Origin of the sequence: Candidatus Tisiphia endosymbiont of Hybos culiciformis, assembly GCF_964030975.1 — a bacterium.
GTDB lineage: Bacteria > Pseudomonadota > Alphaproteobacteria > Rickettsiales > Rickettsiaceae > Tisiphia.
Genome location: NZ_CAXIQH010000001.1, coordinates 1,844,851 through 1,870,539, shown reverse-complemented (window position 1 = coordinate 1,870,539; position 25,689 = coordinate 1,844,851). Strand labels below are relative to the sequence as shown.

Below are 25,689 nucleotides of genomic sequence, written 5' to 3'. Positions count from 1 at the left end.
TAACTCACGGTAATTTAAAAATTGCAGAAAAGTACAAGACGTCATTGCGAGGAGCCAAAGGCGACGAAGCAATCCAATACATTGGCTTACCTATATCTAATTTACTGGATTGCTTCGTCGCCACTAAAGTGGCTTCTCGCAATGACGGTGGTACCCTTAACAAAATCATTTGTGTGTAATGGTAAACATAGTACCCTACATTTTTTATTCTATCGTAAAAATAGCAAAAAATTATAAGGATATTATGCTACACAAGCGTCATTGCGAGGAGTGTGTAAGCACGACGAAGCAATCCACTTCTGGTCTTTTGGATTGCTTCGTCGCCTAAAGTGGCTCCTCGCAATGACAGTTAGAGATCGGTTTTTTTCCTTAAATTGATACATTATGTCGAATTACACTTTCACTACAAAATAAAAAATGTAGTGTACTATGAATGGTAAACCTCGTAATGACGCCAGGTTTGTGTTTTCCCTATAACTTATTAAATGCCATGCATAAGGGTGAATATTCTTTTAGTATGCCCTACATCTAAAATTAATCTCACTGTCAAAATTACCGATGCTTATTTACCCAAAGATTTCTGAGACTGAGAATGAGCTTGTTGTTCAATATTTACAGCTCTTGATGTAATTTGTTGCTTGATGCCAAGATCTACTACATGCTCATACTTCATGCCATTATTTAACAATGTATGACCAAGTTGATTTACTACTTCTACATCCTCTTTAGAAAACTTATTAACGATTGATTCTGTAATTTCATATAAGAACCTCCACGATAGCTCAACCTTCTCTTTTAGAGTTAGCTTCTTGGTATTATTATTTGCCTTATTAAATGGTGCGTTAAATTCTTCTGCATTATTGGAATCCTTGACAAGCATACTAACAGATGCTTTCTTGCTCTTTTTATAAACAAAGAACATAATAAACACTAAAAATAGACCTGCTACAACGATTATCAAATTAGTATTTTGCATAAGATTCTCCATCTAAAATTAAATCTTAGAAATTTAATCAACAACTATAAAACTTCTAAATCATCTAACCTTGTTTAGCTTTAAACCTTTTAATTTTCTTGTTTATTACAAGAATTTTACCTTTTCTTTTTACAACCTGACAATCTTTATCTCTTTTCTTTAGAGATTTTAACGAACTCACAACTTTCATATAAAAACTATCCTTTAATATTATTTAACAAAAATTTTAAAAGTGATAACTCAACTTTTTAAACATTTCTACTATCTTAAATTAAGAACGGTAATAGTAATACTTTCCTCAATTTTGTCAACAAAATTCTTCATGAAGGGGGGTGCTTGTAACAGGAATCTTGACAATTAACAATATTAATTGATAATGAGTCCTTTTCTAATTCTAAAAGGTAAGTTGTGATAAAAAAAATAATTTTTGCTATTATAATAAATTATATTATTTGTTTATCTTCTTATGCTGAACAGGTTCTTCATACAGTATGGGGTGATTCAATAGTTAATGATCCAATAATAGAGGAATTAATACAAAGTAAAGCTATGCAAAGAATAAAAGAAATTGATCAATCTGGTCCGCCCCCTTATTTGGAATTAATGCCGTTTTTTAGTCGCTATGATCACAGTATAGGAGTATTTGTTTTATTACAAAAAGCAGGTGTCCCAAAAATCGAACAAATAGCCGGCTTGTTACATGACGTTTCTCATACTGTTTTTTCTCATTTGGGAGATAATTTATTTTATCAACCAAATAGCAGACTCTCTTATCAGGATACTATTCATTTATGGTTTCTAAAAAAAATGGATATTGAAAAAATTATCAGTAAATATAACATTTCTATTAGTGAACTAGACCCTGATAACCCCAAGTACGTAGCATTAGAATCCCCTTTACCTTCACTTTGTGCAGATCGTATCCAATATAATATTCACACAGGGGTTATTCTTGAAAAAATTTCAAAAATTGACGCAAAGGAAATTGTCGAAAATTTACAATTTAAACATAATAAATGGTTCTTTACAGATACTGTGCTTGCTAAAAAATTTGCTATGCTCTCTTTAGATTTTACTTGGGAATTCTGGGGTAGCGAATGGAATGCTGTAATTTATGATTGCTTCGTTAAGATTTTAAAGCGTGCTGTAGATATCAATCTTATCACTAAAGGTGAGTTACATTTTGGTATAGATAAGCAAGTTTTAACGAAACTTCAAATGAGTAAAGATTTTAAGTTACAAAAGTTATTTAAGGAATATCTTCACAAAATTAGAACATTTTCAATAGTAGAATTTGGCAAAGGACAAATAAATATTAAACCAAAATTTAGAGGTATAGATCCTACAATATATTATAACGGAAGATACCAATTATTATCAAAGATAGATAAAAATTTTAGTCATAACTTTAATATGGTTAAAGAGTGGTGCCAAAAAGGTTATGGAATTAGTTACAGTAATAATGTTCCTAATAAGATAGTCCTACCCTATAGTCGAATAGGGTCAGCTTATCAATATCCTACAAACCATATACTTCCAAGGGAAACTAAAGGTAATTAGGTGTTTTAATGGCATATCTTAGAATATATAGGGTATAGAATCTAACTTGTATAGAAAAAGTTATTATTGTATTATGTTTTTTTCCCAATAGATACTTATGTTAACTCCTTTAAAATTATTCGTTATTTGGTTGTTTGGTCTAACCAGCGGATTTACCTTAATGATTACAGGTAATACTTTAAACTATTGGCTTGCCAAGGAGAATATTGACTTACAATCCATTGGGATGTTTGCTGTTATCGTAATACCTTATTCTATCAATTTTTTATGGGCTCCTATTTTTGATACTACACAGTTAGGTTGGTTAAGTAAACTACTTGGTCATAGATTATCTTGGATTTGTTTGATCCAGATTTTGTTAGCATTTGCTATTTTTCTTTTAAGTACCATGAATCCTCATCATAGTCTAATGTTGTTTGCACTAGTAGGCTTGATAATATCATTTTTAAGTTCAGCTAAAGATACTGTCCTAGGAGCCCTTAGAACCGAAATTATTGCAAAAGAATCTCAAGGAGCAGCTTCTGGCATTTATATTTTTGGCTATCGCATCGGTATGCTAATATCAGGCTCCGGAGCTATCTATCTATCAAGCTACTTGGGGTGGAATAATATATATAAAATCTTTGCCATTTCTGTACTTGTTTTTTCTGCTATTTTAGCTGTGAGTATCTTACAATTAAAACATGACTTAATTCTCCAAACATATCCAGATCATAAGGTAAATATTTCAAACTTTGTACAAAATATCTTGAGACCTGTAGGATCTTTTTCTTTAATTTTTTTAATAATAATTTTCTTGATTTTATATAGATTACCAGATGATTTTATTAGTATGATGATTAACCCTTTCTTAATGCATATTGGCTATAACGAATTTGAAATAGCTAGTGCAGGGAAATTTTTTGGCATAACATCTGCAATAATTGGCGGACTAATAGCTAGCTCAGTGATGAGAAAAAAGAATATCCTGGATAGTTTACTGATATTTGGGGTAATTCATGCCATAGCACATACCTTATTTATTCTACAAGAGATATATGGCAAAAATTTACCATTATTCTTTATTACTACAGGCTTTGAAAGTGTGACTGGGGGAATGACTATGACAGCCTACATTGCTTTTATTGCTTCAATCTGTCAAGGTAAATTTCGTGCTACACAATATTCATTTTTCTCTTCTATGATGGGATTTTCGAGATCGATTTTTCCTGCTCTTTCAGGATATATTGTAGTCCAATTCGGATGGCAAAACTTTTTTACATTTATTATTATTACAACAATACCTTCCTTGCTTCTGCTATTAAAGATCAGCTCACTACTAAAGGTAAAAATGAAGTAAATGATTTCAAGAATTGTTTACACAAATACTTGTGGGGCAAGATCCATAGTATCCTACATTTTTTATTTTGTAGTGAAAGTGTAATTCGACATAATGTACCAATTTAAGGAAAAAAAACCGATCTCTAACCGTCATTGCGAGGAGCCACTTTAGGCGACAAAGCAATCCAAAAGACCAGAAGTGGATTGCTTCGTCGTGCTTACACACTCCTCGCAATGACGCCAGTTATTTTCCCGCAACTTTTAAACTGCCATGATGACCTCTAAAGCCGCTCTACCTTCTAACTTTCGACAGTTGTTCCACTTTAGTGATGACGAAGCAATCCTGTTTTTTGTTATCCCTGCTTCAGTGCGGGATCTAGATTCCCGCCGTTGCTAAGAATGACAACTTACAATCTATTATATCATACTTTTAACTTACAATTACTTTAGTTATTTCCGACAGTTTCCTAGCACCCCATGAAAACTCCGCAAGGATTTGTGGAGTCAATTTTAAAGCAAAACAGATTACTATTTTAAAGCTTTCAAGCCTTCTTCAAGACCTTTCGTAGAAAATGGCAAGTTTACCTGTTGACCAGCTGAATTCATAAAACCAACAACAGGATTACCATCACTTGATAAAATGGTTTTAAGATCATTGTCTGATATATCAGCAATAGCCTGACAAGAATCTTTTGTACAATTAATGTATTTACCTGGAGCAGCTAATTTTTTAGAACTGATAATAGACGTACCTGGAACAACAGAAACATCAGTAGGAATTATTTGGATCATTTTTAAACTTCTTTCCTTACCACTACCAAAATAGCCTACTTGATACATAGCCAACATTTGTTGTTTATCATCTTTAGTAGAATTAATAACCTGCTGCAAAAAACAAACCCGTTTTTTGTCAGCACTTGTGGTACACTTAACTACCCAATCTGAAAATGTTCTCCCTTCTTTTACCGCAGCATCCACTCTACTAGGATTACCAAAAAACAACCCTAAACCCATTACGGCAAGACCGGCTGTAACAAATAATGATTTTTTAACACAGTTTGTCATAAATTCTACTAATTTATTGTTTGTATTTAGGAACAAAATATATCTGAATTTAATATATTTGTCAATCATCTGTGATAATAATAATTTGCTTGTAATTGACAAGCCAGTTATTATTTGATACCATCAATATGGTATAATTAGTTGATTTTTTATCTAATATTTTTAACAAGTTCACTACATGGTTTACTTAGAGTATCAATTATGCAAGATACAAATACTAACGATTTACTTAATATCATAGGGGCTATTAGTGCTAAACTATGTGAACATGACATAATAGCTGAAATATATTACAGATTAAAAGACCCTTATTCTACTTTAAAGAAGATATTACGAAAGACTATTGCTTTAAAAGAATTAACTGACCTAGTTGCTTTTAGGGTCATAGTTGATAAACAAGAAGATTGTTATAAAGTATTGGATATCATTTATGATATCTATTCTATTAATATAGATAAGTCTAAAAACTATATTGATAATCCTAAGAATAATGGCTACCGTTCATTGCATGTCATAGCTATAGTTGATATCTATGGACGTAATATAGAAATACAGATACGAACCAGAGAGATGCATAATATAGCAGAATTTGGTACAGCAAATCATGATGAATATAAAAAGACGCAAGAAATAAAGCTAAGAAAGTTATTCACTAACGTGAGGTTTGTTGGTATTAATACTGAGATAAATAATGCATATGATATTTTCCTTCAGTTTAATTGGACTATACCAGAACTTATTGCTTATGAGCAAGCAATTGAAAATCTTTGTCACAATTTCCGTGATGTATACTCAAATAATTTGAAGAATGGGAATAGACCTCTTTCGAAACGAGACAATAAGAAGGATTAATGTTACAAGAGGCTGATTCTTGAGAGAGCTTTTTAGTAGTATAAAACATTTCAGTGAACGCTCTCCCAGTTTTTTCTGCAATTTTTAAATCATCTATAAATATCTCTCCACGGTCATAATATGATGGTAGAAATTGCTATTGGTATCAGATCGATTCTTAGTTAGTCTCCCCGTCAAAAGTCTAGAAGGATAATATATAATATGGTTAGCGGGTAAAAATATCTAGATAATCCATAAGAAAATGCTATAATATTGGCAGAAACCTTATGGATTGTATGAATTATGCCGATAGAAGATATAATAAAATCCCAAAAACAAGGACAGCTTTTTGGTTATAAATTGACCGAAGAATTAAACCCTAATAACAAGTTATATAAATTAAGATCGTTAATAAATTGGACTGTTTTAGAGGAATGGTTATTGACAAATGTTAATATCAAGAAATTTGGTAGGAATCGCAGATGTCACAGGTTATTACTTGGAGTAACTATGCTGCAAGCGATGTATAACCTGTCAGATGCTGCAGCTGAAGAAGAGCTGAGAGAGAACGTATATTGGCAATATTTTTGTGGTTGGGAATATTTGCAGAAAGATGCTGAGATATCAGAAGCTAGTATACGAAGGTTTCGTGCTATATTAGGGGAAGAAGGATATAATGAGATATTAAAAGAATTAACAAGAATTGGTTGCAAAGTCGGAGTGCTTAAAAAAAAAGACTTAGCATCGATAATCGTTGATACTACAGTACAAATTAAGAATATTAAGTATCCTCATGATGTGTATTTGATGGATAAGGCAAGAATAGAGCTAGTAAAGTTATGTCATACTTTAGGCATTAAGTTACATGAGACATATGCCAAGCAATATAAAAAAGACATAGTAAAATTATGGAAATATAAGGATAATAGTAAAGCCAAAAAACGTAAGAAGGTAATGCAACATTTAAAGATATTGCTGGGTCGTTTAATAAGAATATGTCAGCGAGAAATAGCAAAAACAAAGTTAAGTTTGTCATTAAAGCAGCAAGAAATACTAAATAAGATTAAAAAGATTCAGGCACAATCTATACTGAGTAAAGCAGAGAAAGAGCGATATAAGGAGGATAATAAAGTATTATATAGTTTTCACGCACCGGAGGTAGAGTGCATAGGTAAAGGGAAATTAAACAAACCCTATGAGTTTGGTAACAAGGTTTCGATAGCAGTAAGTGGTCGAGGTAATTTTGTATTAGCGGCCAAATCATTTCATGGCAATCCATATGATGGTCATACATTATCGCAGACTGTAGAGGTTGTAAAGAAATTAACAGGAGTGGGAATAGCCAGGACATTTGTTGATTTAGGCTATAAGGGGAATAATTTTAAAGAAAAAGACAAGGTGTATAGCCCATATTGCAAGAAGAAGCTATCCTCAGATGATAAGGCAATGATCAAGAGAAGAAGTGCTATAGAGCCGATAATAGGACACCTTAAGCATTATGGTAGAGTTGGCAGAAATTACTTAAAAGGAGTAATAGGAGATATAATAAATCCGTTAATTTCCGCTGTAGGATTGAACTTACGGTGTATTGCTAATCACCTGCTCAAAACAAATTTTTCTACATAAAAATTAGCAAATAAAGAAAATTAATCAAACGATTACAAAATCGTTAACAAAACGTCATGCAAAAATTTTCTAAAAATCATCTTTTTATATCAAAAAATTACATCAGAACAATTAAACTCTAAAATTTTATACAAAAATTTTTTGCTAAGGTGCTAATTTTTGAATTTTTTGCACTTTTGACGGGGAGACGAACTAGCAACATTTATGTAGAAATGTGGCATAAGGCTGTATCCCTATAGATATAAGGCTTCCAGAGGCTATTTTCCTTGGTTTCTTCTAAAATCTCTCCATAAAAAGAAAAAATAGTTTTTAAAAAAGTATCCTATAAGTCCTTTAAATTGGTATGATATAATTTACTACTTTCTGTAAAAGGAATTTTTTATATTAGACCTCTTTCGAAAGTAATCATAAGAGTTCAAAATTATAAATTCCAGCTATAAGATTAGTATACTTGCAGCAAAACTGCATAACTCTATTAAATTTTTTTGGTAGTATGAATTTATTTTATAAATTTGGGTTCCTACTATCTCAAGTTTTGACAAAATAATTTTGTTTGTATACTTGCAGCAAAACTGCATAACTCTATCTAATTTTTTTGTTAGTATAAAATTTATTTTATACATTTGGGTTCCTACTATGCAAATACCATCAATTACTGTTGAGCAAGTAGCTCAGCAATTTAAAGCCTGGCGTCAAACTAAAACTAACAAGTTTGATCCCATACCAAACCATCTAAAGGAATTAGTTCGCCAGCTACTCCATCACTATTCTTGCAAAGATATAGCCAAACATCTCAATATTAATAAAACAATAATTAGTTCAATTCAACAAGCCCATCAACCTTCCCTCAAAACTTCTCCTACCTCAACTTCAAATAAAGTTCTACAACACGATATTAATTTTCTCCCATTTCAACTAGTAAATTCTATAGATACTGATCCTGTGGCTACTCCCAAACAAAATTACTACACTTGCCACATTATTAAGCCAAATGGTACCAAGCTTATTATTCAAACACTAGAGCTAAAAACCATAATTCAAACATTTCTATGCTGCAACTAACCCCTCAGTCAGTTATTTTTGTTGCCACTATTGCCATCGACTTTCGTAAGGGTATCGATGGTTTAATAGCTGTTTGCAGACAAAAACTTTCTTCCAACCCTCTTAATGGTTCCTTGTTTTTATTCTATAATAAAAACAGAACTGCCATTAAAATTTTGTCCTTTGACGGTCAAGGCTTTTGGTTATGCTCTAAACGCCTATCCAAAGGTAAATTTACGGCAAAACTTTCCCCATCTGATAATTCATCTTATCAAATTTGCTATAGAACATTACATATTCTTATTCATAATGGTGATCCTAGTTCTGCCAAACTCTCTAATGATTGGCTTCCTGTCATTTAAGCTGCTGTCTTGATTAATTCCGTATTATTTATATATCTTGCATAGGCAAAAGGCGTATAATTCGTAGGATGCTTCTTTGCTTTGCTGCTCTGCTCTTGCAGCCAATTTAAATATTTAAAGGCATTGATCTCGTTCTCACTACAAGTCTTTACTATACTATACAGACCACTATGTATCTCAGCACTATTGATTGTTTTAAAGAATAATGAATTCTTCCTTTGTAAAATAATGGTACGTAGTGACCTCTCAGCCCAATTATTATCAAGACTGCTAACTGGAATTTTCAAAAATTGCGTCAAACCTTCTTTATTATTTAACCAATATTTCATAGCTTGCCCAAACCTACTATTAGGCTCAACTTTCTTGTCGTTAAATAATTCGTCTATTTTGTTATATATGTTTTCTATATATTTACTGCTATGTTCCTGATGGTACTTCAGCTTTTCCTCAAGGCTCATCTCTTTACATTGATGTTCATTATGGTAAATCCCACCAGTCTGTTTGAGAAAATATCCGCATTCTTCAGGGTAATATGGTTCATTCTCTGTAAATTTTCTCTGCCCATGTGACAAACAATTGATCATCACTATTATTGCCAGTAATTCTTTATCTGCTTCTGATAATACCGGGTTATTATTGTTACTTGCATCAGTCATTAAATGAATAGAATCAGTCCTATTCTTACGATTCTTTAGTACGTTACCAATATTTTCCCCGCCATGCTTATTACCGGTAAAATATAAAACTATCACCTCATTATTTGTAGTTTTAGCACATATAGTAGTGGTATAACAGCTGCGTCCTTTCTTATTTTGAGCTCGTAATTTTTTATTGGCTACAGTAATTTCTAAAATCCTGGCTCTAGTATCATCAAGGTTCAGTGAACTACATTCGGCAGCCATTTCTAATAATACCCTGTAAATTTCAGCTCCACCATCTTCTTGCCAAACATCTAAATATTGTTGCCACAGAGTGCTATATGATACAGGAACCCCGCTTAAACTTTGCAACCTAGATAAACGATAGAAGGGAGTACCGTAGGTCTTTTGTAACACTATTGCACTTTTGCTACTATTTGTCCATTTGTTGATATTCTTATTGTTCATAACTGTATAATCGCAAGCATTACAGCGTAACGTTTTCTTTACATATCTGTTGACTGTAATTGGAGCATTACCTGTAAATTGTAGCAATTTTCTAGCTTCACTATTATAGAGTTTACCATTATCACAGTGAGGACAGCTATCACCACTACAAAAATTCTCAGGAGATAAATAGCTGGTATTCGCATCCTGATAATCATCAAATCCATATTTACCTTGCCAATTACTGCGATCTCTCTTCTTGGACTCATCGTACTCTTCTTCATTACCACCATTCTTATTATCAGATTCACTCGGTGGTTCTTTTAATGAATCTGAACTATCTTTTTTATGTTATCTGCCTTAAAACCAATCATCATCTCCTTAAGCTTATTTATACTGATGTTTGATGATGCTAGCTTGTCTATTAGTTCGTTACAAAATTTCACAAGTTCTATCACCGCTTGCTGATCATCTCCTGTTAATGAATTTGCCTTAATATGCTGGATTAGTTCTTCTCGTTCCTCAGCACTTAAGGTCGCTACTTTTGGCTTTTTCATTTTGATTCATTCATTACGTTTAATAATTGAAATGTTATAGTATAACTGATAGTTTTTCAACTAGTTTTTTTATTAATCGGTGATACTTGCATAGTAGGAACCCAAATTTATAAAATAAATTCATACTACCAAAAAAATTTAATAGAGTTATGCAGTTTTGCTGCAAGTATACTTTTGTTTAGTAAAAAATATTATCTGTAATTACATGAATTTTTAGGAAAATGCTCTACTTTCACTCTAACTGCATTGCGTTTATCTCAAAAATATTAAAAATCTTATTCGAAATTTTTGCCATTTCATCAGAAATTTGTTCAAGATTTGCTGTCTTAACATTAAATGCCGTTTTGGTGAATTTACTGCTTTTCCCAAACGGCACTTTTATAGTAATTTCAACTTTTTCTCTTTGGTCATTTTTTCTAATTACTGGCGAATTACCTCGTTTAGGGGTTGTGACGTAGACAATGGCATTCGGTTAAGAAAATCCAATGATAAGTCTTAAGTTACTAGAGCGTTGAGACCTAGAAATAAGTACTATTAACTGCTAGTCTATATAAAAAATACGACTAAATCAAGTATGTACTCTATATCTATAATTACTAGGAGTAAATATGTTAGAAGCTTAACCGAATGCCATTGTCTACGTCACAACCCCAATCGCATTTTTATAACCTCTTGTAATATTTTTGTCCTACTTGGCATAACCTCTCTCTTTTAATTTGAGAGATTCTTATACTCTATTTCCGGACAATTACCTTGTTACCAATTACGGTCATATACCTTGTTATCAACATATTTTATAGTTGTACTTGTCAAAACATTCTTGCTACTGATATAATATTTTTAACTTCCGCTCAACCTGAATATGTAAACTATGCCTTTGTTCCGCTAAGGCAATTCCTAAATTATAATAGACAGTATATTTTCCTTATAGCTCATCAACTCGATATTCTAGTGCAACTTCCTTACCACAAAAAGCTATCGCAATCTTAGTAATTTTCTTGATATGCACATGTTCTTTTATTTTAGCGTCATATTGTTTATTTATAATTTGCTTTAATCCTATTTTTGCTACAGATTCTAACTCTTCCGGGATTTTGCATATTTTATATTCAACGATAATAGCACTATCTCCACGACCAACTATTGGTACTAACATATGATCACATCTGCCATATCCAGACTCTCTATTCGATTCTATTACATATTGCACCGTCAGTGGTGCTAATATTCCGCCCATCAGATTATGGTAATCTCTCTCCACAAGCAAATCATGATAGCTGGTTGATTTTAATAAATATTCTTGCAACTTCTCGCCAAATTGAGATATTTGCTGAGTAATTAATAATTTGATAAAATTATCATACTCATTAATTTCAATATTTAATTTATTTGTCACCCATTTTCTTACTCTTGTAATGTAAATATTTCTTACTTCTTTATTAGGGATCGTTAAACGATAAGTTGGATCCTCTGGATTATCATCAGCAAGTAACGGATTTAAGTAACCGGCAAATAATAATAAACTGTAAAAGATATTGGGATCATCTTCAATCTCTCCTAGTGAGATTTTTGTATATAATCTCTTAACTATACCTTTTCCCTCTAATAAACTTTGTAAATCTTCTTGTATCTTATCTGACAATAATGCTTTATCAATAAGCCCAGTACCACCACTATCTAACCAATAATGATCAAGTGCCCCCTCATGTGCTAAACATTGCATGATCGACCATGGGTTATAGATGATTTCTCCTCCAAAATTGTAACCATTATACCAATCTTTTATTTTTTCAGGATTCGTCTCAAGTGGTACTTTGGTTAGTAATTCATCAACTTCTCCTTGGGTAAAGCCATAAAATTTAGCAAACTTTTTATCAAGCAAAGTATACTCACTAACATTATTTAAATCTGAAAATAAATTAGCTTTAGCGATACGCAATATGCCGGTAATTACTCCTTTTTCTAAACAAGGATTACCTTTTAAACTACTACCAAACATTCCGCGAAACATCTCTAGTACATCCTCAAACTCTTTTAATCTGTCACCAAACTTTAGATAAGCACTATTGATCGGTGTATCATATTCATCGATCAATATATAGACCTTTTGGTTAAAATGTTTGTACAGCACTTCACTTAAAAAACGCAAACTATCTTTTAAATCTTCTGTATCAATTTTTCCTGTAAAATATCGCTCTAACTTCTCTTGTTGTACCTCATCCAATAAGTCTGCATTTCTTGTTATATAATGTTTTAAATAGCGATGATTAATAAATAATTTTATAATTTGATTTCTTACCCCATTCTCAATAATTTGGTAACTACTACCCTTAACATCTTTAAAACTAATAAAAATCACTGGAAATTGACCTTGGTAATCAGATATAATCTCTAAATACTGGGCTATTTGCAACTTTTTAAGTGTTCTTTTTTTACCACTGGCTAATCCTAAATCTATTTCGCCCCCGATAAATAATTTGTTATTTACTCTGTCTTTTTCAGGTAAAACCTCACCTCTCTCATCTACTTCTATCTCAAAGAACTTCTGGAGCATATTCATATTCAAACTTTTACCCCACCGCCTTGGTCTAGCGATCAGGATTACATCACCACTATCTTCCAATAATTCTTTAACCATTAGGCTTTTATCAACAAATACATCACTATTTAACAATAATGTCTTAAAATCATCGGTTCCTACCCTCATTCTTGGTAGCTTGTTACCTTGTACAACTTTGCTTTTTTCAGTTATGACATTAGGTGTTTTGACAGCCATGTTATTATCCCATCATCTATTTATTACAAATTTTATACTATGACTTTTTGTGATAAAAGTCCCGGCAATAAAAACCCTTTCATTATTATTTAAAACCACCCTATCCAATATGATTAAGCCTGAACTTACCATATCATTTCCAGATTACATACCCATACTCATCCCTCTACTTTGTTGCATTTCTTCTAGATGCTGCCTATCTAACCCCTTCTGGAAATTTCTGATTTGGTTGATAGTTTTGGTTATTGAGCCATTATAATAGCTCTTGTTACTATTATTATAATGATGAACTTCCTCATAATCATCCTGAATATGTAAATTATGTCTTTGCTCTGCTACGGCAATTCTTAAATTATGGATTACTAAATTCTTCCCTTCTGATAATGTGCCACTCTGTTCAACATCATCAATATTATTGTCGTTAAACCCTGGGGTTAAGGCTTTATCCAGTTTAGCCGTAATAGATTTAGAGTATACTTGCAGCAAAACTGCATAACTCTATCTAATTTTTTTGTTAGTATGAATTTATTTTATAAATTTGGGTTCCTACTATGCAAATACCATCAATTACTATTGAGCAAGTAGCTCAGCAATTTAAAGCCTGGCGTCAAACTAAAACTAACAAGTTTGATCCCATACCAAACCATCTAAAGGAATTAGTTCGCCAGCTACTCCATCACTATTCTTGCAAAGATATAGTGAAACCTATTGAATTAGGTGATACAAACTTTGTGTCATACCTGCGAAAGCAGGTATCTAGATTCCCGCATAAGCGGGAATGATGGTATGGACGAGTGAAGCGAAATATGCTTTACTTGTACGGAGTCTGGTGAAAAATGTTTTTCAGTTGCTCCAAATTAAATAACAATTTAATTAATAGGTCCATACCATGATAAATAATAGCATAGAAAATAGTATAATTGGAATAGATTTAGCAAAAAATATTATGCACTTGGTGCAAGTTGATCAAAATGGCAAAAAAGTCGGTCATCAAAAAGTTAAAAGAGATGAGTTAATAGGATGTTTAAACAATCTCAATAAAAGTTCACTGGTGGTCATGGAAGCATGTGGAGGAGGTAATTATTGGTCGCAAGAAATTAACAAGCTTGATTTGCAAGTTAAGTTGATGAAAACAAAAGATGTAAAAATTTATGCAACATCGAGGCAGAAAAATGATTATAACGATGCCTTAGCAATATGTAAAGCTGCTCGCGATCCAGAGCTAAAAGATGTGTTACCCAAAAGCAAAGAGGAACAAGATATAAAATTTTTGCATAAAATCCGAAGTAATACGATCAGAGATCGAGTACAAAAAACTAATTCTACAATATCAAGTTTATATGAATATGGTTATAATACAAAATTAAGCAAAAATAAATTTTGCAAAGCATGTAAGTCGGAGGTAGAATTAGCGTATATAGAAGGTTATATAACTTCTGGGGTACAGTCAATTTTACTTTTAGAATGTGAAGAAATTGAGAATTTGTGTAACAAAGAAAAAACTTTAGAAAAGCTGATAATCAGTAATAATAAACAGAATGAGAAAGCTATTAGGTTGCAGACAATTTTTGGGATTGGAGCAATCAATGCTAGTTGTTTGAGCGTAGCACCAATGGAAAATTACGCAACCCCGAGGGATTTTTCTGCGTCGCTTGGTTTGGTGCCAAAACAATACACCTCAGGAGATAAGATAGTTTTAGGAGGAATTAGCAAACAAGGTGATAGATATGCTAGAACTATGTTGATTCAAGCTGCAAGAACAATAGCAATAAGAGCCAAAAGCGATAAAGAATCAAAAGATAAGCTAGTTCAGTGGGCAGTGAAGAAATTTGCTGAAAACAAATCATATAATATTATATGTGTTGGTTTAGCGAATAAATTAGCTAGAATAGCTTATGCAGTAGTTACCAATGGCAGCGAGTATGTCGCAAATTAGCGCTGTTGGCAAGAAGGATAATTTATGTCAATTAAGCAAAAGAATGGCAATTGGTAAATATTGCGAGTAAGTTAGTAACAATAAAGAGAACGAAAGTAAAAGAGTTAATGAAATAAGTATTCTGAACAAAATCCGCAATTATGTCGAGGCTCTAGAAGCCGTGGGAATGAGAGGTTACTCAAGGATATTTAGAAGAATGCAGAAACCATTATGGCACTCGATGCCGAATATATGACCGCTTCCTTTGTGGCTCTATTTTTTATTTTCTTTATTGACAAATTCACTCGTCCATATATGACATCCATTACCCTAGTTCAACATTGATAAATGCTATTCAGGTTAGCTATAGTATAACCAATTTTATAACCAGTAGGGGACTATGTCTATAAAATCTTCTATTAATCAAATAGAGCTAGAAAAATTTAATAAGATTTCTAGTCAATGGTGGCAGGAAGATGGAGAATTTAAAATTCTTCATCAAATAAATCCAATTCGTATTGGTTACATAGTAGATAAGATAAAAGAGTATTTTAACGTGCAGGATGACATATTACCTTGTTCAAATTTAGAAATTCTAGACGTAGGATGTGGTGGGGGATTAATTACCTCTCCTCTCTGTAAACTAAATGGTATAGTCACGGGTATAGATGCACTGCAAAGTAATATCGATGTTGCAGCACAATATGCCTCAGCCCAAAATCTGAATATACAATATGTTAAATCAACTGTTGAGGAATTAGTACACTCAGATGATTTAAATAAGAAGAAATATGATGTGGTGCTATGTTTAGAAGTCATAGAACATATCGATAATCCTAGTGATTTTGTAAAAAACCTGGCGAGTTTAGTAAAACCAGATGGCATGATTATAATTTCAACGATTAATCGTACGGTAAAATCCTATATGCTAGCTATTTTGATGGCAGAATATGTACTTAATTGGGTACCCAAAAACACCCACGATCATAGTAAATTTCTTAAGCCATCGGAAATTTACTCGATGTTTAATGACAATAACATCGAGCTTAAAGAACTCAAGGGCTTAACCTATAATATCATCAATGGACGTTGGCAGTTGAGTGAGGATATAGATGTAAATTATTTTGCTTACTTAACTAAATAAAGGAAAATATGACTGTAATTACTAGATTCGCTCCATCTCCTACTGGCTTCCTGCATATTGGCGGGGCAAGGACGGCATTGTTTAATTATTTATTTGCTAAACATCATAATGGCAAATTTTTGTTGAGAATTGAGGATACTGATCAAGCAAGATCAACTGAAGATGCTATAGATGCTATATTTTCCGGCTTGAAATGGCTTGGTTTAAACTGGGATGGAGAAGTACTTTTCCAGTCTAAGAGAAATGATTTATACAAAAAAGCGGCTCTGAAATTACTCGATGAGGGAAAAGCTTATTATTGCTTTACCTCTCAAGAGGAAATAGATAGGCAGCGAGATAATGCCATAGCTAATAAACAACATTTTTTGTTCCAAAGCCCTTGGCGGGATGTACTACCTTCTAATTCGCAGGAGCAGAAGAGTAGAGCAGTGATCCGCTTGAAAGCTCCAAGAGTTGGTCATACCGTTATCCATGATGCTTTACAAGGGGATGTGACTATTGAAAATTCGCATCTTGATGATATGGTATTGTTACGTAGTGATGGTACTGCTACCTATATGTTAGCGGTAGTGGTGGATGATCACGATATGCAGATTAGCCATATTATCAGGGGGGATGACCATTTAACTAATGCTGCTCGTCAAATCCTACTTTATCAAGCTTTTGGTTGGTCTGTGCCTCATATGGTACATATACCGTTAATACATGGAGATGATGGGGCAAAATTATCTAAAAGACACGGGGCTCTGGGAATAAAATCTTACCAAGATATGGGTTATTTACCTGAGAGCTTGTGTAATTATTTACTAAGATTAGGTTGGAGTCACAAGGATGATGAGATTATTTCAAGATCACAAGCTATAGAATGGTTTGACCTGGACGGGCTAGGTAAGTCGCCAGCTCGTCTTGATTTTGCCAAAATGGATAGTTTAAACTCTCATTATTTACGTCTGCTCGACGAGCAAACATTAACAGAAATGACTTGTCAGAGCTTGCAAGAAAATTATCAAGTTAATACGAAAGAAGCGGAATATATTAAGCAAGCAATGGCAAGTTTGAAAATAAGAAGTACCAATTTAGTTGAATTAGCAAAACTAGCTAAGATTTATTTGATTAATGTTCCTATTATCTATTCTGAAGAAGCTAAAGAACTAATCAATAATTGTGATAAAAATTTGCTGGGTCAAGTTATAAATGAATTAGAGAATTTATCAGATTTTGATAAAGACTCTATTCAAATAAAATTTAAAGAAATAGCCAAGAATAATAATATTAAACTTGCAGATATCATGCAGTCTATTAGAGCTTTAATGACAGGCATGACTACTTCTCCAAGTGTTTTTGAAATTATTGCCATAATTGGTAAAGAAAATGCTATTGCTAGGTTGCAATGTACTCAAATGATTTAATAGCTAATCAATATCGACGGCAACTCTTGAAAGGCAGTGAAGAGTATATATTTTACAACCTAGTTGGAACTTATGCTATTACAAGAATTTTAGGCAATTACGGCACAGCGTATACTTGCAGCAAAACTGCATAACTCTATTAAATTTTTTTGGTATAGCACTTAACATATAGGTTCATACATTATTTTAAACGTTCTACAACTTGCCTCAAATACAGAAATACCTTTATCTAATAATTTTCTAATGTTATTTTTTATCGGAAACCAATGATGTTCAATAGGATTTAAATCAGGGGAATAAGGTGGTAAAAATTTTAGTTTGCAGCCAGCTTTTTCAATTAATTCTTTAGCCCTTTTGGATTTATGAAAGCTTGCATTATCAGCAATGACAACCTGTCCAGGCTTTAGCTCCGGCACAAGGCAATTTTCTATATAAGCTTCAAATACCTTACTATCACAGCTCCCAGTAAAGACTAGTGATGCGATTAAACTATTCTGATTTAACGCACCAATAAAACTTGTTCTTTCACTACGTTTTCCCGATTTACTCCCATTACAACGACTTCCTTTCATTGACCATCCATATTCATATGATTCATTATCATTTATGCCCGCTTCATCAAGATAAACACGTCTCTCTATCGGCACTTTTTCTAATTCACTGAGAAAATCTTGTCGCTTTCCTTCATCTCTTTCTTTATACGCATATGTCTTTTTTTTCGAGTAATGTTGAGTTTCTTTAAAGCTCGGCTGATAGTCATTATACTTGCAACATTATCTAATTCTTTTGCTATTTCTGTAAGCGTTAACGAGTTACCCTTTTCTACTAAATGACGCAACTCCGATAAATCAGGGATTTTATGACCATATCCTTTCTGGTATCCCTCCTTTGACTTTATATCTCCAGTTTGTTTCTTTAATCTAATCCAATCATAGATTATTGACCGACTAATTTTAAAGGTTTCGCATGTAAGTGCTACTTTCTTATATTTCTCATAATGTTCTATAACTCTAGAACGTAAATCGTAACTGTAGGGGGATGCCATATTTCTATTATATAATTTTTTTATTATTTATCATTATAACTTATTTGAATCCATATGTTAAGTGCTATAGTATGAATTTATTTTATAAATTTGGGTTCCTACTATGCAAGTATCACCGATTAATAAAAAAACTAGTTGAAAAACTATCAGTTATACTATAACATTTCAATTATTAAACGTAATGAATGAATCAAAATGAAAAAGCCAAAAGTAGCGACCTTAAGTGCTGAGGAACGAGAAGAACTAATCCAGCATATTAAGGCAAATTCATTAACAGGAGATGATCAGCAAGCGGTGATAGAACTTGTGAAATTTTGTAACGAACTAATAGACAAGCTAGCATCATCAAACATCAGTATAAATAAGCTTAAGGAGATGATGATTGGTTTTAAGGCAGATAACATAAAAAAGATAGTTCAGATTCATTAAAAGAACCACCGAGTGAATCTGATAATAAGAATGGTGGTAATGAAGAAGAGTACGATGAGTCCAAGAAGAGAGATCGCAGTAATTGGCAAGGTAAATATGGATTTGATGATTATCAGGATGCGAATACCAGCTATTTATCTCCTGAGAATTTTTGTAGTGGTGATAGCTGTCCTCACTGTGATAATGGTAAACTCTATAATAGTGAAGCTAGAAAATTGCTACAATTTACAGGTAATGCTCCAATTACAGTCAACAGATATGTAAAGAAAACGTTACGCTGTAATGCTTGCGATTATACAGTTATGAACAATAAGAATATCAACAAATGGACAAATAGTAGCAAAAGTGCAATAGTGTTACAAAAGACCTACGGTACTCCCTTCTATCGTTTATCTAGGTTGCAAAGTTTAAGCGGGGTTCCTGTATCATATAGCACTCTGTGGCAACAATATTTAGATGTTTGGCAAGAAGATGGTGGAGCTGAAATTTACAGGGTATTATTAGAAATGGCTGCCGAATGTAGTTCACTGAACCTTGATGATACTAGAGCTAGAATTTTAGAAATTACTGTAGCCAATAAAAAATTACGAGCTCAAAATAAGAAAGGACGCAGCTGTTATACCACTACTATATGTGCTAAGACTGCCAATAATGAGGTGATAGTTTTATATTTTACCGGTAATAAGCATGGCGGGGAGAATATTGGTAACATACTAAAGAATCGTAAGAATAGAACTGATTCTATTCATTTAATGACTGATGCAAGTAACAATAATAACCCGGTATTATCAGAAGCAGATAAAGAATTACTGGCAATAATAGTGATGATCAATTGTTTGTCACATGGGCAGAGAAAATTTACAGAGAATGAACCATATTACCCTGAAGAATGCGGATATTTTCTCAAACAGACTGCTGGGATTTACCATAATGAACATCAATGTAAAGAGATGAGCCTTGAGGAGAAGCTGAAGTACCATCAGGAACATAGCAGTAAATATATAGAAAATATATATAACAAAATAGATGAATTATTTAACGACAAGAAAGTTGAGCCTAATAGTAGGTTTGGGCAAGCTATGAAATATTGGTTAAATAATAAAGAAGGTTTGACGCAATTTTTGAAAATTCCAGTTAGCAGTCTTGATAATAATTGGGCTGAGAGGTCACTACGTACCATTATTTTACAAAGGAAGAATTCATTATTCTTTAAAACAATCAATAGTGCTGAGATACATAGTGGTCTGTATAGTATAGTAAAGACTTGTAGTGAGAATGAAATCAATGCCTTTAAATATTTAAATTGGCTGCAAGAGCAGAGTAGCAAAGCAAAGAAGCATCCTGAGGATTATACGCCTTTTGCCTATGCAAGATATATAAATAATACGGAATTAATCGAGACGGCAGCTTAAATGACAGGAAGCCAATCATTGGAGAGTTTGGCAGAACTAGGATCGCCATTATGAATAAGAATGTGTAAGGTTCTATAACAAATCTGATAAGATGAATTATCAGATGGGGAAAGTTTTGCCGTAAATTTACCTTTGGATAGGCGTTTAGAGCATAACCAAAAGCCTTGACCGTCAAAGGACAAAATTTTAATGGCAGTTCTGTTTTTATTATAGAATAAAAACAAGGAACCATTAAGAGGGTTGGAAGAAAGTTTTTGTCTGCAAACAGCTATTAAACCATCGATACCCTTACGAAAGTCGATGGCAATAGTGGCAACAAAAATAACTGACTGAGGGGTTAGTTGCAGCATAGAAATGTTTGAATTATGGTTTTTAGCTCTAGTGTTTGAATAATAAGCTTGGTACCATTTGGCTTAATAATGTGGCAAGTGTAGTAATTTTGTTTGGGAGTAGCCACAGGATCAGTATCTATAGAATTTACTAGTTGAAATGGGAGAAAATTAATATCGTGTTGTAGAACTTTATTTGAAGTTGAGGTAGGAGAAGTTTTGAGGGAAGGTTGATGGGCTTGTTGAATTGAACTAATTATTGTTTTATTAATATTGAGATGTTTGGCTATATCTTTGCAAGAATAGTGATGGAGTAGCTGGCGAACTAATTCCTTTAGATGGTTTGGTATGGGATCAAACTTGTTAGTTTTAGTTTGACGCCAGGCTTTAAATTGCTGAGCTACTTGCTCAACAGTAATTGATGGTATTTGCATAGTAGGAACCCAAATGTATAAAATAAATTTTATACTAACAAAAAAATTAGATAGAGTTATGCAGTTTTGCTGCAAGTATACGGCACAGCTAAGGGAATTGCTTATTTTATAGAGGATAAAGAACATTTATACTCAAAATATCCGGGTATATTATATAGAGAGGAACTTGATGTCAACTATCACGGTAATACCAATAAGGTAAGAGCCTTTAAGGAATATCTATACTCTCTAGAGCAAAATAAAATTGTTAAATATTTTGTTAATGAGAATAATAATGCTTTATTTTACCAAATGCATTTTATCTCTAATACTCCTTGCCAGGCTGAAGCTATACATCAATGTAACTTGGATATTTATCAAGCTAGTTACATATTCTTGAATGAAGATTATTTTGAACTGAGTTATAAGATTTCAGGACCTAGTAAGGATTATACAATAAAAACTAGTTTTACTAGAATATATAGCTAATCCGATTAGTATTTATCCATAACAATAAGGCAAATGTTTGTCATCCCCGCGTATGCGGGCGGGAACCTAAAATAACGTTCAGAAAGCTCTGAGATATCATAGATTCCCGCCTACGCAGGAATGACAAGGAACACATTACATACTTTAAAGGATAACCAATCCTTTAAAGTATGAAAGAATAAGAGCTAGTTTCTTCTATTACCAAAGAATCTTAGAAGATATAGGAACAAGTTGATAAAGTCTAAATATAAGCTAAAGGCAGCCATTATAGACATTTTTTGTCCTAATTCTCCACCACCAGACATAAAATACATCGACTTAATTTTTTGAGTATCCCATGCAATAAGACCCATAAATATGGCAACCCCAATTAGAGACGTTGCAAAGTATATAGCTGAACTTTGTAAGAACATGTTAACCAACGATACAATGAGAAGACCAAATAATCCCATAACAACAAATGATCCCATTGATGTCAAATCCCTGTTGGTACTGTAGCCATAAAGACTCATTGCCCCAAAGACAGATGAGCAGATGAAGAAAGTCCGAGCAATTGACTCTCCTGTATAGATAAGTCCAAGAGATGCTAGAGACATACCAGTTAAAGCAGCATAAAGCCAGAACAACACTTTAGTAGTTTCTAGACTCATCTTACCGAAGCCCATAAAGAAATACAAAGCAATCCCCAGAGGAGAAAACATCACCAACGTTCCCAAACCAGTATTGCCCATAAATTGTCCATTTGGTCCAATCTGAAATAAAAGTCTGGCTAATGGCTCAAATGATATAGTAGCAAGGGCTGTTACTCCAGTTAATACCAAAGCCAAAGCCATATAATTATAGACTTTCAGCATGTATTCTCTCAGTCCTACATCATATGTTTTCTGAGTGGCAGTAAAAGTTTTTGTATAATCAACCATAAGAAACCCCATGAATATGTTATTATTTATACTATATAATTTATACTATACTATATAATATAGGCGGCAAGCCTTTTATTTTCAAGAAGAAAATTCTAAAATATTATTTACATAATACAAAGATATAGCTATTTTACTCATAAGGTCTAAAAATAGATAACTTAATTTTAGAGAATCTATTAATAGACATATTTAGCCTCTGTGGTGGAATGGTAGACACGGTAGACTCAAAATCTACAGCCCAAAAGGCGTGCTGGTTCAAGTCCGGTCAGAGGTACCAATAAATATACTCAAATGATTTGAAGAATTGGATTTGAGTATAGCTCTCAAAATCTATGAAAAATAATTTTCAAAATTAATCTTGTATACGCCTTAATGTTTCGTGTATAAATTAAGTTTAAAAAACTTGTCAGTTCTATATGAAATTAGCAAAATTATTATTTTATACAATCACTACCTGCTTAGTCCTATCTGGTTGTAAAACTAAGAATACGGATGAAGATTTAATTGCTCCAGCTCCAGAATTATATAATTCTGGTCTTATTTTACTGGAAAAGCAAAAATATTTGAAGGCTGCCGAAGAATTCTCGAGAATTTTTTATCAAGACCCTGGTAATAAAATGACTCCTCAAGCTGAGTTAATGCAGTCATATTCATTGTTTTTGGCAGGTCAGTATGAGGAAACGGTAGATGTATTAGATACTTTCATTACGCTTCATCCAATGCATGAAGACATTGCATATGCCTATTACCTAAAAGCACTATCATATTATATGCAAATCTCAAATGTACAACTTGATCAATCAAGAACCTTTTTAGCTAAAAAGAGTTTTGAGGATGTTATAAAACTTTTCCCAAAAACAAAATATTCAATTGATGCAGCTTTAAAAATCGATCTAGTAAATGATCATTTAGCCGGTAAAGAAATGGATGTAGGTCGCTATTATCTCAGGAGAAATAACCCCATAGCTGCTATCAATAGATTTCAGCTTATTGTCGATAATTACCAAACTACATCACATATACCAGAAGCACTTTATCGATTAGTAGAAAGTTATTTAATGCTAGGGCTTAACAATGAAGCGAAGAAATATGCCGCGGTACTCGGTCATAATTATCCAAACAGTATGTGGTATAAATATTGCTACTCACTAATTAAGAACTCTTTAAAAGAATGAAATCTAATGTTACAAAGTCTTTCGGTTAAGAACTTTATTCTGATAGACGAATTGGAAATAGAGTTTGAAAAAGGACTATGTGTAATTACCGGAGAAACTGGAGCTGGTAAGTCTGTCTTGCTAGATGCAATTTTATTCTCTTTAGGTAACAAATTCTCTGATAATGTAATAAAGCATGGGTACGATTATTGTTCGGTTGCTACGACATTCACTCTTAATAATGATTTAAAAAAGCTTTTGGAACAATTTAATATTGAATATGACCAAGAGTTATTAATAAAACGTATTCAAAAGCCTAACAACCGCAAAAAATTTCTTATTAATGACCAAGTAGTAACGGTAAATACCTTGCAACAAGTAGCAGATTGTTTATTTGAACTTCATGGGCAAAACAGTCATACTTCTCTTCTTAACCCTTTCTCTCATATTAACATTCTAGACGATTATGGAGACCTTCTAGGGTTAAGAGATGAATTATCAAAGCATTTCGACATTTTACAGGCAACTACTAAAGAAATCAATAAAGTTACCAGAGATAAAGAGCATATAGAACAAGAAATAGATTATTTAACCTTTGTAACCAAGGAATTAGAAGTTCTTGATTATCAAGCAGGAGAAGAAGAAAAACTTGTTACTATAAGGCGTAGTTTACAAAATCGTGATAAAGAAATACAAGTAACTCAAGATATATTATCATATCTTGAAGCCCCTGAAATTAATAAGTCAATTAATAATGCTCAACGTTTGATAGATCGTAATTTACGGCAAAATGCAGAATTTTCTTCTATTTCATTAAATCTAGATGATTGCTATAATAGCTTAGAAGAAGCGTGTATAAAATTACAGAGCATTATTAATAACTTTGATAAAAGTGAATTTAACTTAGATGAAGTGGAAGAAAGGCTATTTAAAATCCGTGATATAGCACGAAAATATAATATTTCTTGTGAAAAAATACCTGGATTTTTTGATAATTCTAACCAACAATTAAATGCTCTTAAAAGTAAAATCAATAATGTTAAAACCCTAGATATTAACAAGCGAGTAGAATATAAAAAATATTTTGAACTAGCTGAAGCTTTATCATACAAGCGTTCTATTAGTGCAAAAAACCTAGAGATAGCTATACAAAAAGAGCTTGAGCAACTTAAAATGGAAAAGGCAATTTTTAAAATAGAAATATTGCCTAAAAATAATCCTGATAATAAAAATTTTGTAGAATTAAACATGAGCAAGGAGTTTTCAGAAGAAATTAAGCAAGATCCGGAAAGTAGTGCTATATCCTTTTCGTACGATTCTGAGGTTAATTCTGGCGACAAAATTACCTCTCAGACACTGTTATGCAAGATGTCTGATGGTATTGATAATGTGCGTTTCGTTGCTTCAACCAATCCAGGTATGAAACTTGCCCCCATTGATAAAATTGCCTCTGGTGGTGAATTATCAAGGTTTATGTTAGCCATAAAAACCTGTCTTTTTGATAAGTCACTCAAAGACACTATTATTTTTGATGAAATAGATACAGGAATTGGTGGTATCGTAGCCGATAAAGTCGGAGAAAAACTTAAAAAACTTAGTTCTATTGCCCAAGTGATTGTCATTACTCACCAACCTCAAGTAGCAGGTAAGGCGGATCAGCATATTATTGTCAACAAGTTACAATTGGATAAAACCACTAAAATTACTGTAAAAAGTCTAAATCTTCAGGAAAGACAAACTGAACTTGCTCGCATGATCTCAGGAAAATCCATTACTGATGCAAGCTTGAAAGTAGCTAAAGAGTTGCTACATCCTTAAGTCATCTGGA

The 25,689-nt window shown here is 32.7% G+C and carries 29 protein-coding genes and 1 tRNA gene; 17 read left to right on the top strand and 13 right to left on the bottom strand.

Translation table 11 applies throughout. The features are described from left to right. Positions 1-4: 4 nt before the first annotated feature. The 3 genes from ACQH2P_RS10125 to ykgO form a co-directional block, all read right to left on the bottom strand. Entirely contained in the window at positions 5-163 is a 159-nt protein-coding gene (locus tag ACQH2P_RS10125; protein ID WP_425363997.1) for a hypothetical protein, read from the bottom strand. A gap of 399 nt (positions 164-562) precedes the next feature. Next, complete coding sequence (locus ACQH2P_RS10120) at positions 563-988, bottom strand: DUF2660 domain-containing protein (RefSeq protein WP_425363996.1); 426 nt, start codon at positions 986-988, stop codon at positions 563-565. Between the two features lie 52 nt (positions 989-1,040). Continuing rightward, positions 1,041-1,166, bottom strand: a complete 126-nt coding sequence (gene ykgO / locus ACQH2P_RS10115; RefSeq protein WP_094648811.1) for a type B 50S ribosomal protein L36 — start codon at positions 1,164-1,166, stop codon at positions 1,041-1,043. A 218-nt stretch (positions 1,167-1,384) separates the two neighbouring features. On the opposite strand from ykgO, the gene ACQH2P_RS10110 reads away from it, so the two are divergent. After that, on the top strand, positions 1,385-2,536 hold the full coding sequence (locus ACQH2P_RS10110; RefSeq protein ID WP_425363995.1) for an HD domain-containing protein: 1,152 nt from the start codon (positions 1,385-1,387) through the stop codon (positions 2,534-2,536). A 97-nt stretch (positions 2,537-2,633) separates the two neighbouring features. Next, positions 2,634-3,875, top strand: coding sequence for an AmpG family muropeptide MFS transporter (locus ACQH2P_RS10105; protein ID WP_425363994.1), 1,242 nt, complete (start codon positions 2,634-2,636; stop codon positions 3,873-3,875). Positions 3,876-4,384: 509 nt separating this feature from the next. Here ACQH2P_RS10105 and ACQH2P_RS10100 read toward each other — a convergent pair. After that, positions 4,385-4,921, bottom strand: a complete 537-nt coding sequence (locus ACQH2P_RS10100) for an invasion associated locus B family protein (protein WP_425363993.1) — start codon at positions 4,919-4,921, stop codon at positions 4,385-4,387. A 201-nt stretch (positions 4,922-5,122) separates the two neighbouring features. On the opposite strand from ACQH2P_RS10100, the gene ACQH2P_RS10095 reads away from it, so the two are divergent. The 4 genes from ACQH2P_RS10095 (at position 5,123) to tnpB (ACQH2P_RS10080) (ending at position 8,781) form a co-directional block, all read left to right on the top strand. Next, positions 5,123-5,773, top strand: coding sequence for a bifunctional (p)ppGpp synthetase/guanosine-3',5'-bis(diphosphate) 3'-pyrophosphohydrolase (locus ACQH2P_RS10095; protein WP_425363992.1), 651 nt, complete (start codon positions 5,123-5,125; stop codon positions 5,771-5,773). Positions 5,774-6,055: 282 nt separating this feature from the next. Further along, the gene (locus tag ACQH2P_RS10090) at positions 6,056-7,378 is read left to right on the top strand and encodes an IS5 family transposase (RefSeq protein WP_425362593.1); all 1,323 of its coding nucleotides are present in this window, start codon (positions 6,056-6,058) and stop codon (positions 7,376-7,378) included. 636 nt (positions 7,379-8,014) lie between these two features. Beyond that, complete coding sequence (locus ACQH2P_RS10085; protein WP_425362592.1) at positions 8,015-8,440, top strand: hypothetical protein; 426 nt, start codon at positions 8,015-8,017, stop codon at positions 8,438-8,440. Then, positions 8,428-8,781: an IS66 family insertion sequence element accessory protein TnpB gene (tnpB, locus tag ACQH2P_RS10080; protein ID WP_425362591.1), complete on the top strand. Its 354-nt coding sequence runs from the start codon at positions 8,428-8,430 to the stop codon at positions 8,779-8,781. Before ACQH2P_RS10085 ends, tnpB (ACQH2P_RS10080) begins: the two co-directional genes overlap by 13 nt. On the opposite strand, the gene ACQH2P_RS10075 is transcribed toward tnpB (ACQH2P_RS10080), so the two are convergent. The 5 genes from ACQH2P_RS10075 to ACQH2P_RS10055 all read right to left on the bottom strand — a co-directional run bounded on the left by ACQH2P_RS10075 (position 8,778) and on the right by ACQH2P_RS10055 (position 13,685). Next, a complete protein-coding gene (locus tag ACQH2P_RS10075; protein WP_425363991.1) occupies positions 8,778-9,887 on the bottom strand; it encodes an IS66 family transposase in 1,110 nt (369 codons plus the stop codon). The genes tnpB (ACQH2P_RS10080) and ACQH2P_RS10075 overlap by 4 nt on opposite strands. 38 nt (positions 9,888-9,925) lie before the next feature. Further along, positions 9,926-10,159 carry a hypothetical protein gene (locus tag ACQH2P_RS10070; protein ID WP_425362621.1) on the bottom strand — a complete coding sequence of 78 codons (234 nt, stop codon included), beginning with the start codon at positions 10,157-10,159 and terminating at the stop codon, positions 9,926-9,928. A gap of 30 nt (positions 10,160-10,189) precedes the next feature. Next, positions 10,190-10,423, bottom strand: coding sequence for a hypothetical protein (locus ACQH2P_RS10065; RefSeq protein ID WP_425362620.1), 234 nt, complete (start codon positions 10,421-10,423; stop codon positions 10,190-10,192). Positions 10,424-11,348: 925 nt separating this feature from the next. Next, a complete protein-coding gene (locus ACQH2P_RS10060) occupies positions 11,349-13,199 on the bottom strand; it encodes an AAA family ATPase (protein WP_425363990.1) in 1,851 nt (616 codons plus the stop codon). A 144-nt stretch (positions 13,200-13,343) separates the two neighbouring features. Then, positions 13,344-13,685 (bottom strand): hypothetical protein, encoded by a 342-nt coding sequence (locus ACQH2P_RS10055; protein WP_425363989.1) that lies wholly within the window; start codon positions 13,683-13,685, stop codon positions 13,344-13,346. Between the two features lie 65 nt (positions 13,686-13,750). Between ACQH2P_RS10055 and ACQH2P_RS10050 the strand changes: the two genes are divergently transcribed. The 4 genes from ACQH2P_RS10050 to gltX all read left to right on the top strand — a co-directional run bounded on the left by ACQH2P_RS10050 (position 13,751) and on the right by gltX (position 17,667). After that, positions 13,751-13,981, top strand: a complete 231-nt coding sequence (locus ACQH2P_RS10050; RefSeq protein WP_425363988.1) for a hypothetical protein — start codon at positions 13,751-13,753, stop codon at positions 13,979-13,981. A gap of 107 nt (positions 13,982-14,088) precedes the next feature. Continuing rightward, the gene (locus ACQH2P_RS10045; RefSeq protein WP_425362708.1) at positions 14,089-15,135 is read left to right on the top strand and encodes an IS110 family RNA-guided transposase; all 1,047 of its coding nucleotides are present in this window, start codon (positions 14,089-14,091) and stop codon (positions 15,133-15,135) included. Between the two features lie 379 nt (positions 15,136-15,514). Then, positions 15,515-16,258 (top strand): bifunctional 2-polyprenyl-6-hydroxyphenol methylase/3-demethylubiquinol 3-O-methyltransferase UbiG, encoded by a 744-nt coding sequence (ubiG, locus tag ACQH2P_RS10040; protein WP_425363987.1) that lies wholly within the window; start codon positions 15,515-15,517, stop codon positions 16,256-16,258. An 8-nt stretch (positions 16,259-16,266) separates the two neighbouring features. Continuing rightward, the gene (gene gltX / locus ACQH2P_RS10035) at positions 16,267-17,667 is read left to right on the top strand and encodes a glutamate--tRNA ligase (protein ID WP_425363986.1); all 1,401 of its coding nucleotides are present in this window, start codon (positions 16,267-16,269) and stop codon (positions 17,665-17,667) included. Positions 17,668-17,828: 161 nt separating this feature from the next. Here gltX and ACQH2P_RS10030 read toward each other — a convergent pair. Then, positions 17,829-18,712 (bottom strand): IS630 family transposase gene (locus tag ACQH2P_RS10030; protein ID WP_425362619.1). Its coding sequence is split into 2 segments (ribosomal slippage): positions 17,829-18,389 and positions 18,392-18,712, totalling 882 coding nucleotides; the frame shifts between segments, so codons are not numbered across the junction. 195 nt (positions 18,713-18,907) lie between these two features. Here ACQH2P_RS10030 and ACQH2P_RS10025 point away from each other — a divergent pair. Genes ACQH2P_RS10025 through ACQH2P_RS10015 form a run of 3 tightly spaced genes read left to right on the top strand, consistent with a single transcriptional unit; the run spans position 18,908 to position 20,553 of the window. Continuing rightward, positions 18,908-19,141: a hypothetical protein gene (locus ACQH2P_RS10025; RefSeq protein WP_425362620.1), complete on the top strand. Its 234-nt coding sequence runs from the start codon at positions 18,908-18,910 to the stop codon at positions 19,139-19,141. Between the two features lie 30 nt (positions 19,142-19,171). Next, complete coding sequence (locus tag ACQH2P_RS10020) at positions 19,172-19,405, top strand: hypothetical protein (RefSeq protein WP_425362621.1); 234 nt, start codon at positions 19,172-19,174, stop codon at positions 19,403-19,405. 38 nt (positions 19,406-19,443) lie between these two features. After that, positions 19,444-20,553, top strand: coding sequence for an IS66 family transposase (locus tag ACQH2P_RS10015; RefSeq protein ID WP_425362622.1), 1,110 nt, complete (start codon positions 19,444-19,446; stop codon positions 20,551-20,553). Here the strand turns inward: ACQH2P_RS10015 and tnpB (ACQH2P_RS10010) are convergent. Beyond that, the gene (gene tnpB / locus ACQH2P_RS10010) at positions 20,550-20,903 is read right to left on the bottom strand and encodes an IS66 family insertion sequence element accessory protein TnpB (RefSeq protein ID WP_425362591.1); all 354 of its coding nucleotides are present in this window, start codon (positions 20,901-20,903) and stop codon (positions 20,550-20,552) included. The two genes, ACQH2P_RS10015 and tnpB (ACQH2P_RS10010), sit on opposite strands and share 4 nt — an antisense overlap. Beyond that, positions 20,891-21,316 (bottom strand): hypothetical protein, encoded by a 426-nt coding sequence (locus ACQH2P_RS10005; protein WP_425362592.1) that lies wholly within the window; start codon positions 21,314-21,316, stop codon positions 20,891-20,893. The genes tnpB (ACQH2P_RS10010) and ACQH2P_RS10005 overlap by 13 nt, the downstream gene beginning before the upstream one ends. Before the next feature lie 66 nt (positions 21,317-21,382). Here ACQH2P_RS10005 and ACQH2P_RS10000 point away from each other — a divergent pair, with 66 nt between their 5' ends. Next, positions 21,383-21,784 (top strand): DUF6314 family protein, encoded by a 402-nt coding sequence (locus ACQH2P_RS10000; RefSeq protein ID WP_425363985.1) that lies wholly within the window; start codon positions 21,383-21,385, stop codon positions 21,782-21,784. Positions 21,785-21,969: 185 nt separating this feature from the next. Here ACQH2P_RS10000 and ACQH2P_RS09995 read toward each other — a convergent pair whose 3' ends face one another. Beyond that, on the bottom strand, positions 21,970-22,704 hold the full coding sequence (locus tag ACQH2P_RS09995) for a Bax inhibitor-1/YccA family protein (RefSeq protein ID WP_425363984.1): 735 nt from the start codon (positions 22,702-22,704) through the stop codon (positions 21,970-21,972). A 195-nt stretch (positions 22,705-22,899) separates the two neighbouring features. On the opposite strand from ACQH2P_RS09995, the gene ACQH2P_RS09990 reads away from it, so the two are divergent. The 3 genes from ACQH2P_RS09990 (at position 22,900) to recN (ending at position 25,679) form a co-directional block, all read left to right on the top strand. Next, positions 22,900-22,984: transfer RNA gene (locus ACQH2P_RS09990), tRNA-Leu, on the top strand. A gap of 139 nt (positions 22,985-23,123) precedes the next feature. Then, complete coding sequence (locus tag ACQH2P_RS09985) at positions 23,124-23,882, top strand: outer membrane protein assembly factor BamD (RefSeq protein ID WP_425363983.1); 759 nt, start codon at positions 23,124-23,126, stop codon at positions 23,880-23,882. A gap of 6 nt (positions 23,883-23,888) precedes the next feature. Next, complete coding sequence (gene recN / locus ACQH2P_RS09980; protein WP_425363982.1) at positions 23,889-25,679, top strand: DNA repair protein RecN; 1,791 nt, start codon at positions 23,889-23,891, stop codon at positions 25,677-25,679. Positions 25,680-25,689: the final 10 nt, after the last annotated feature.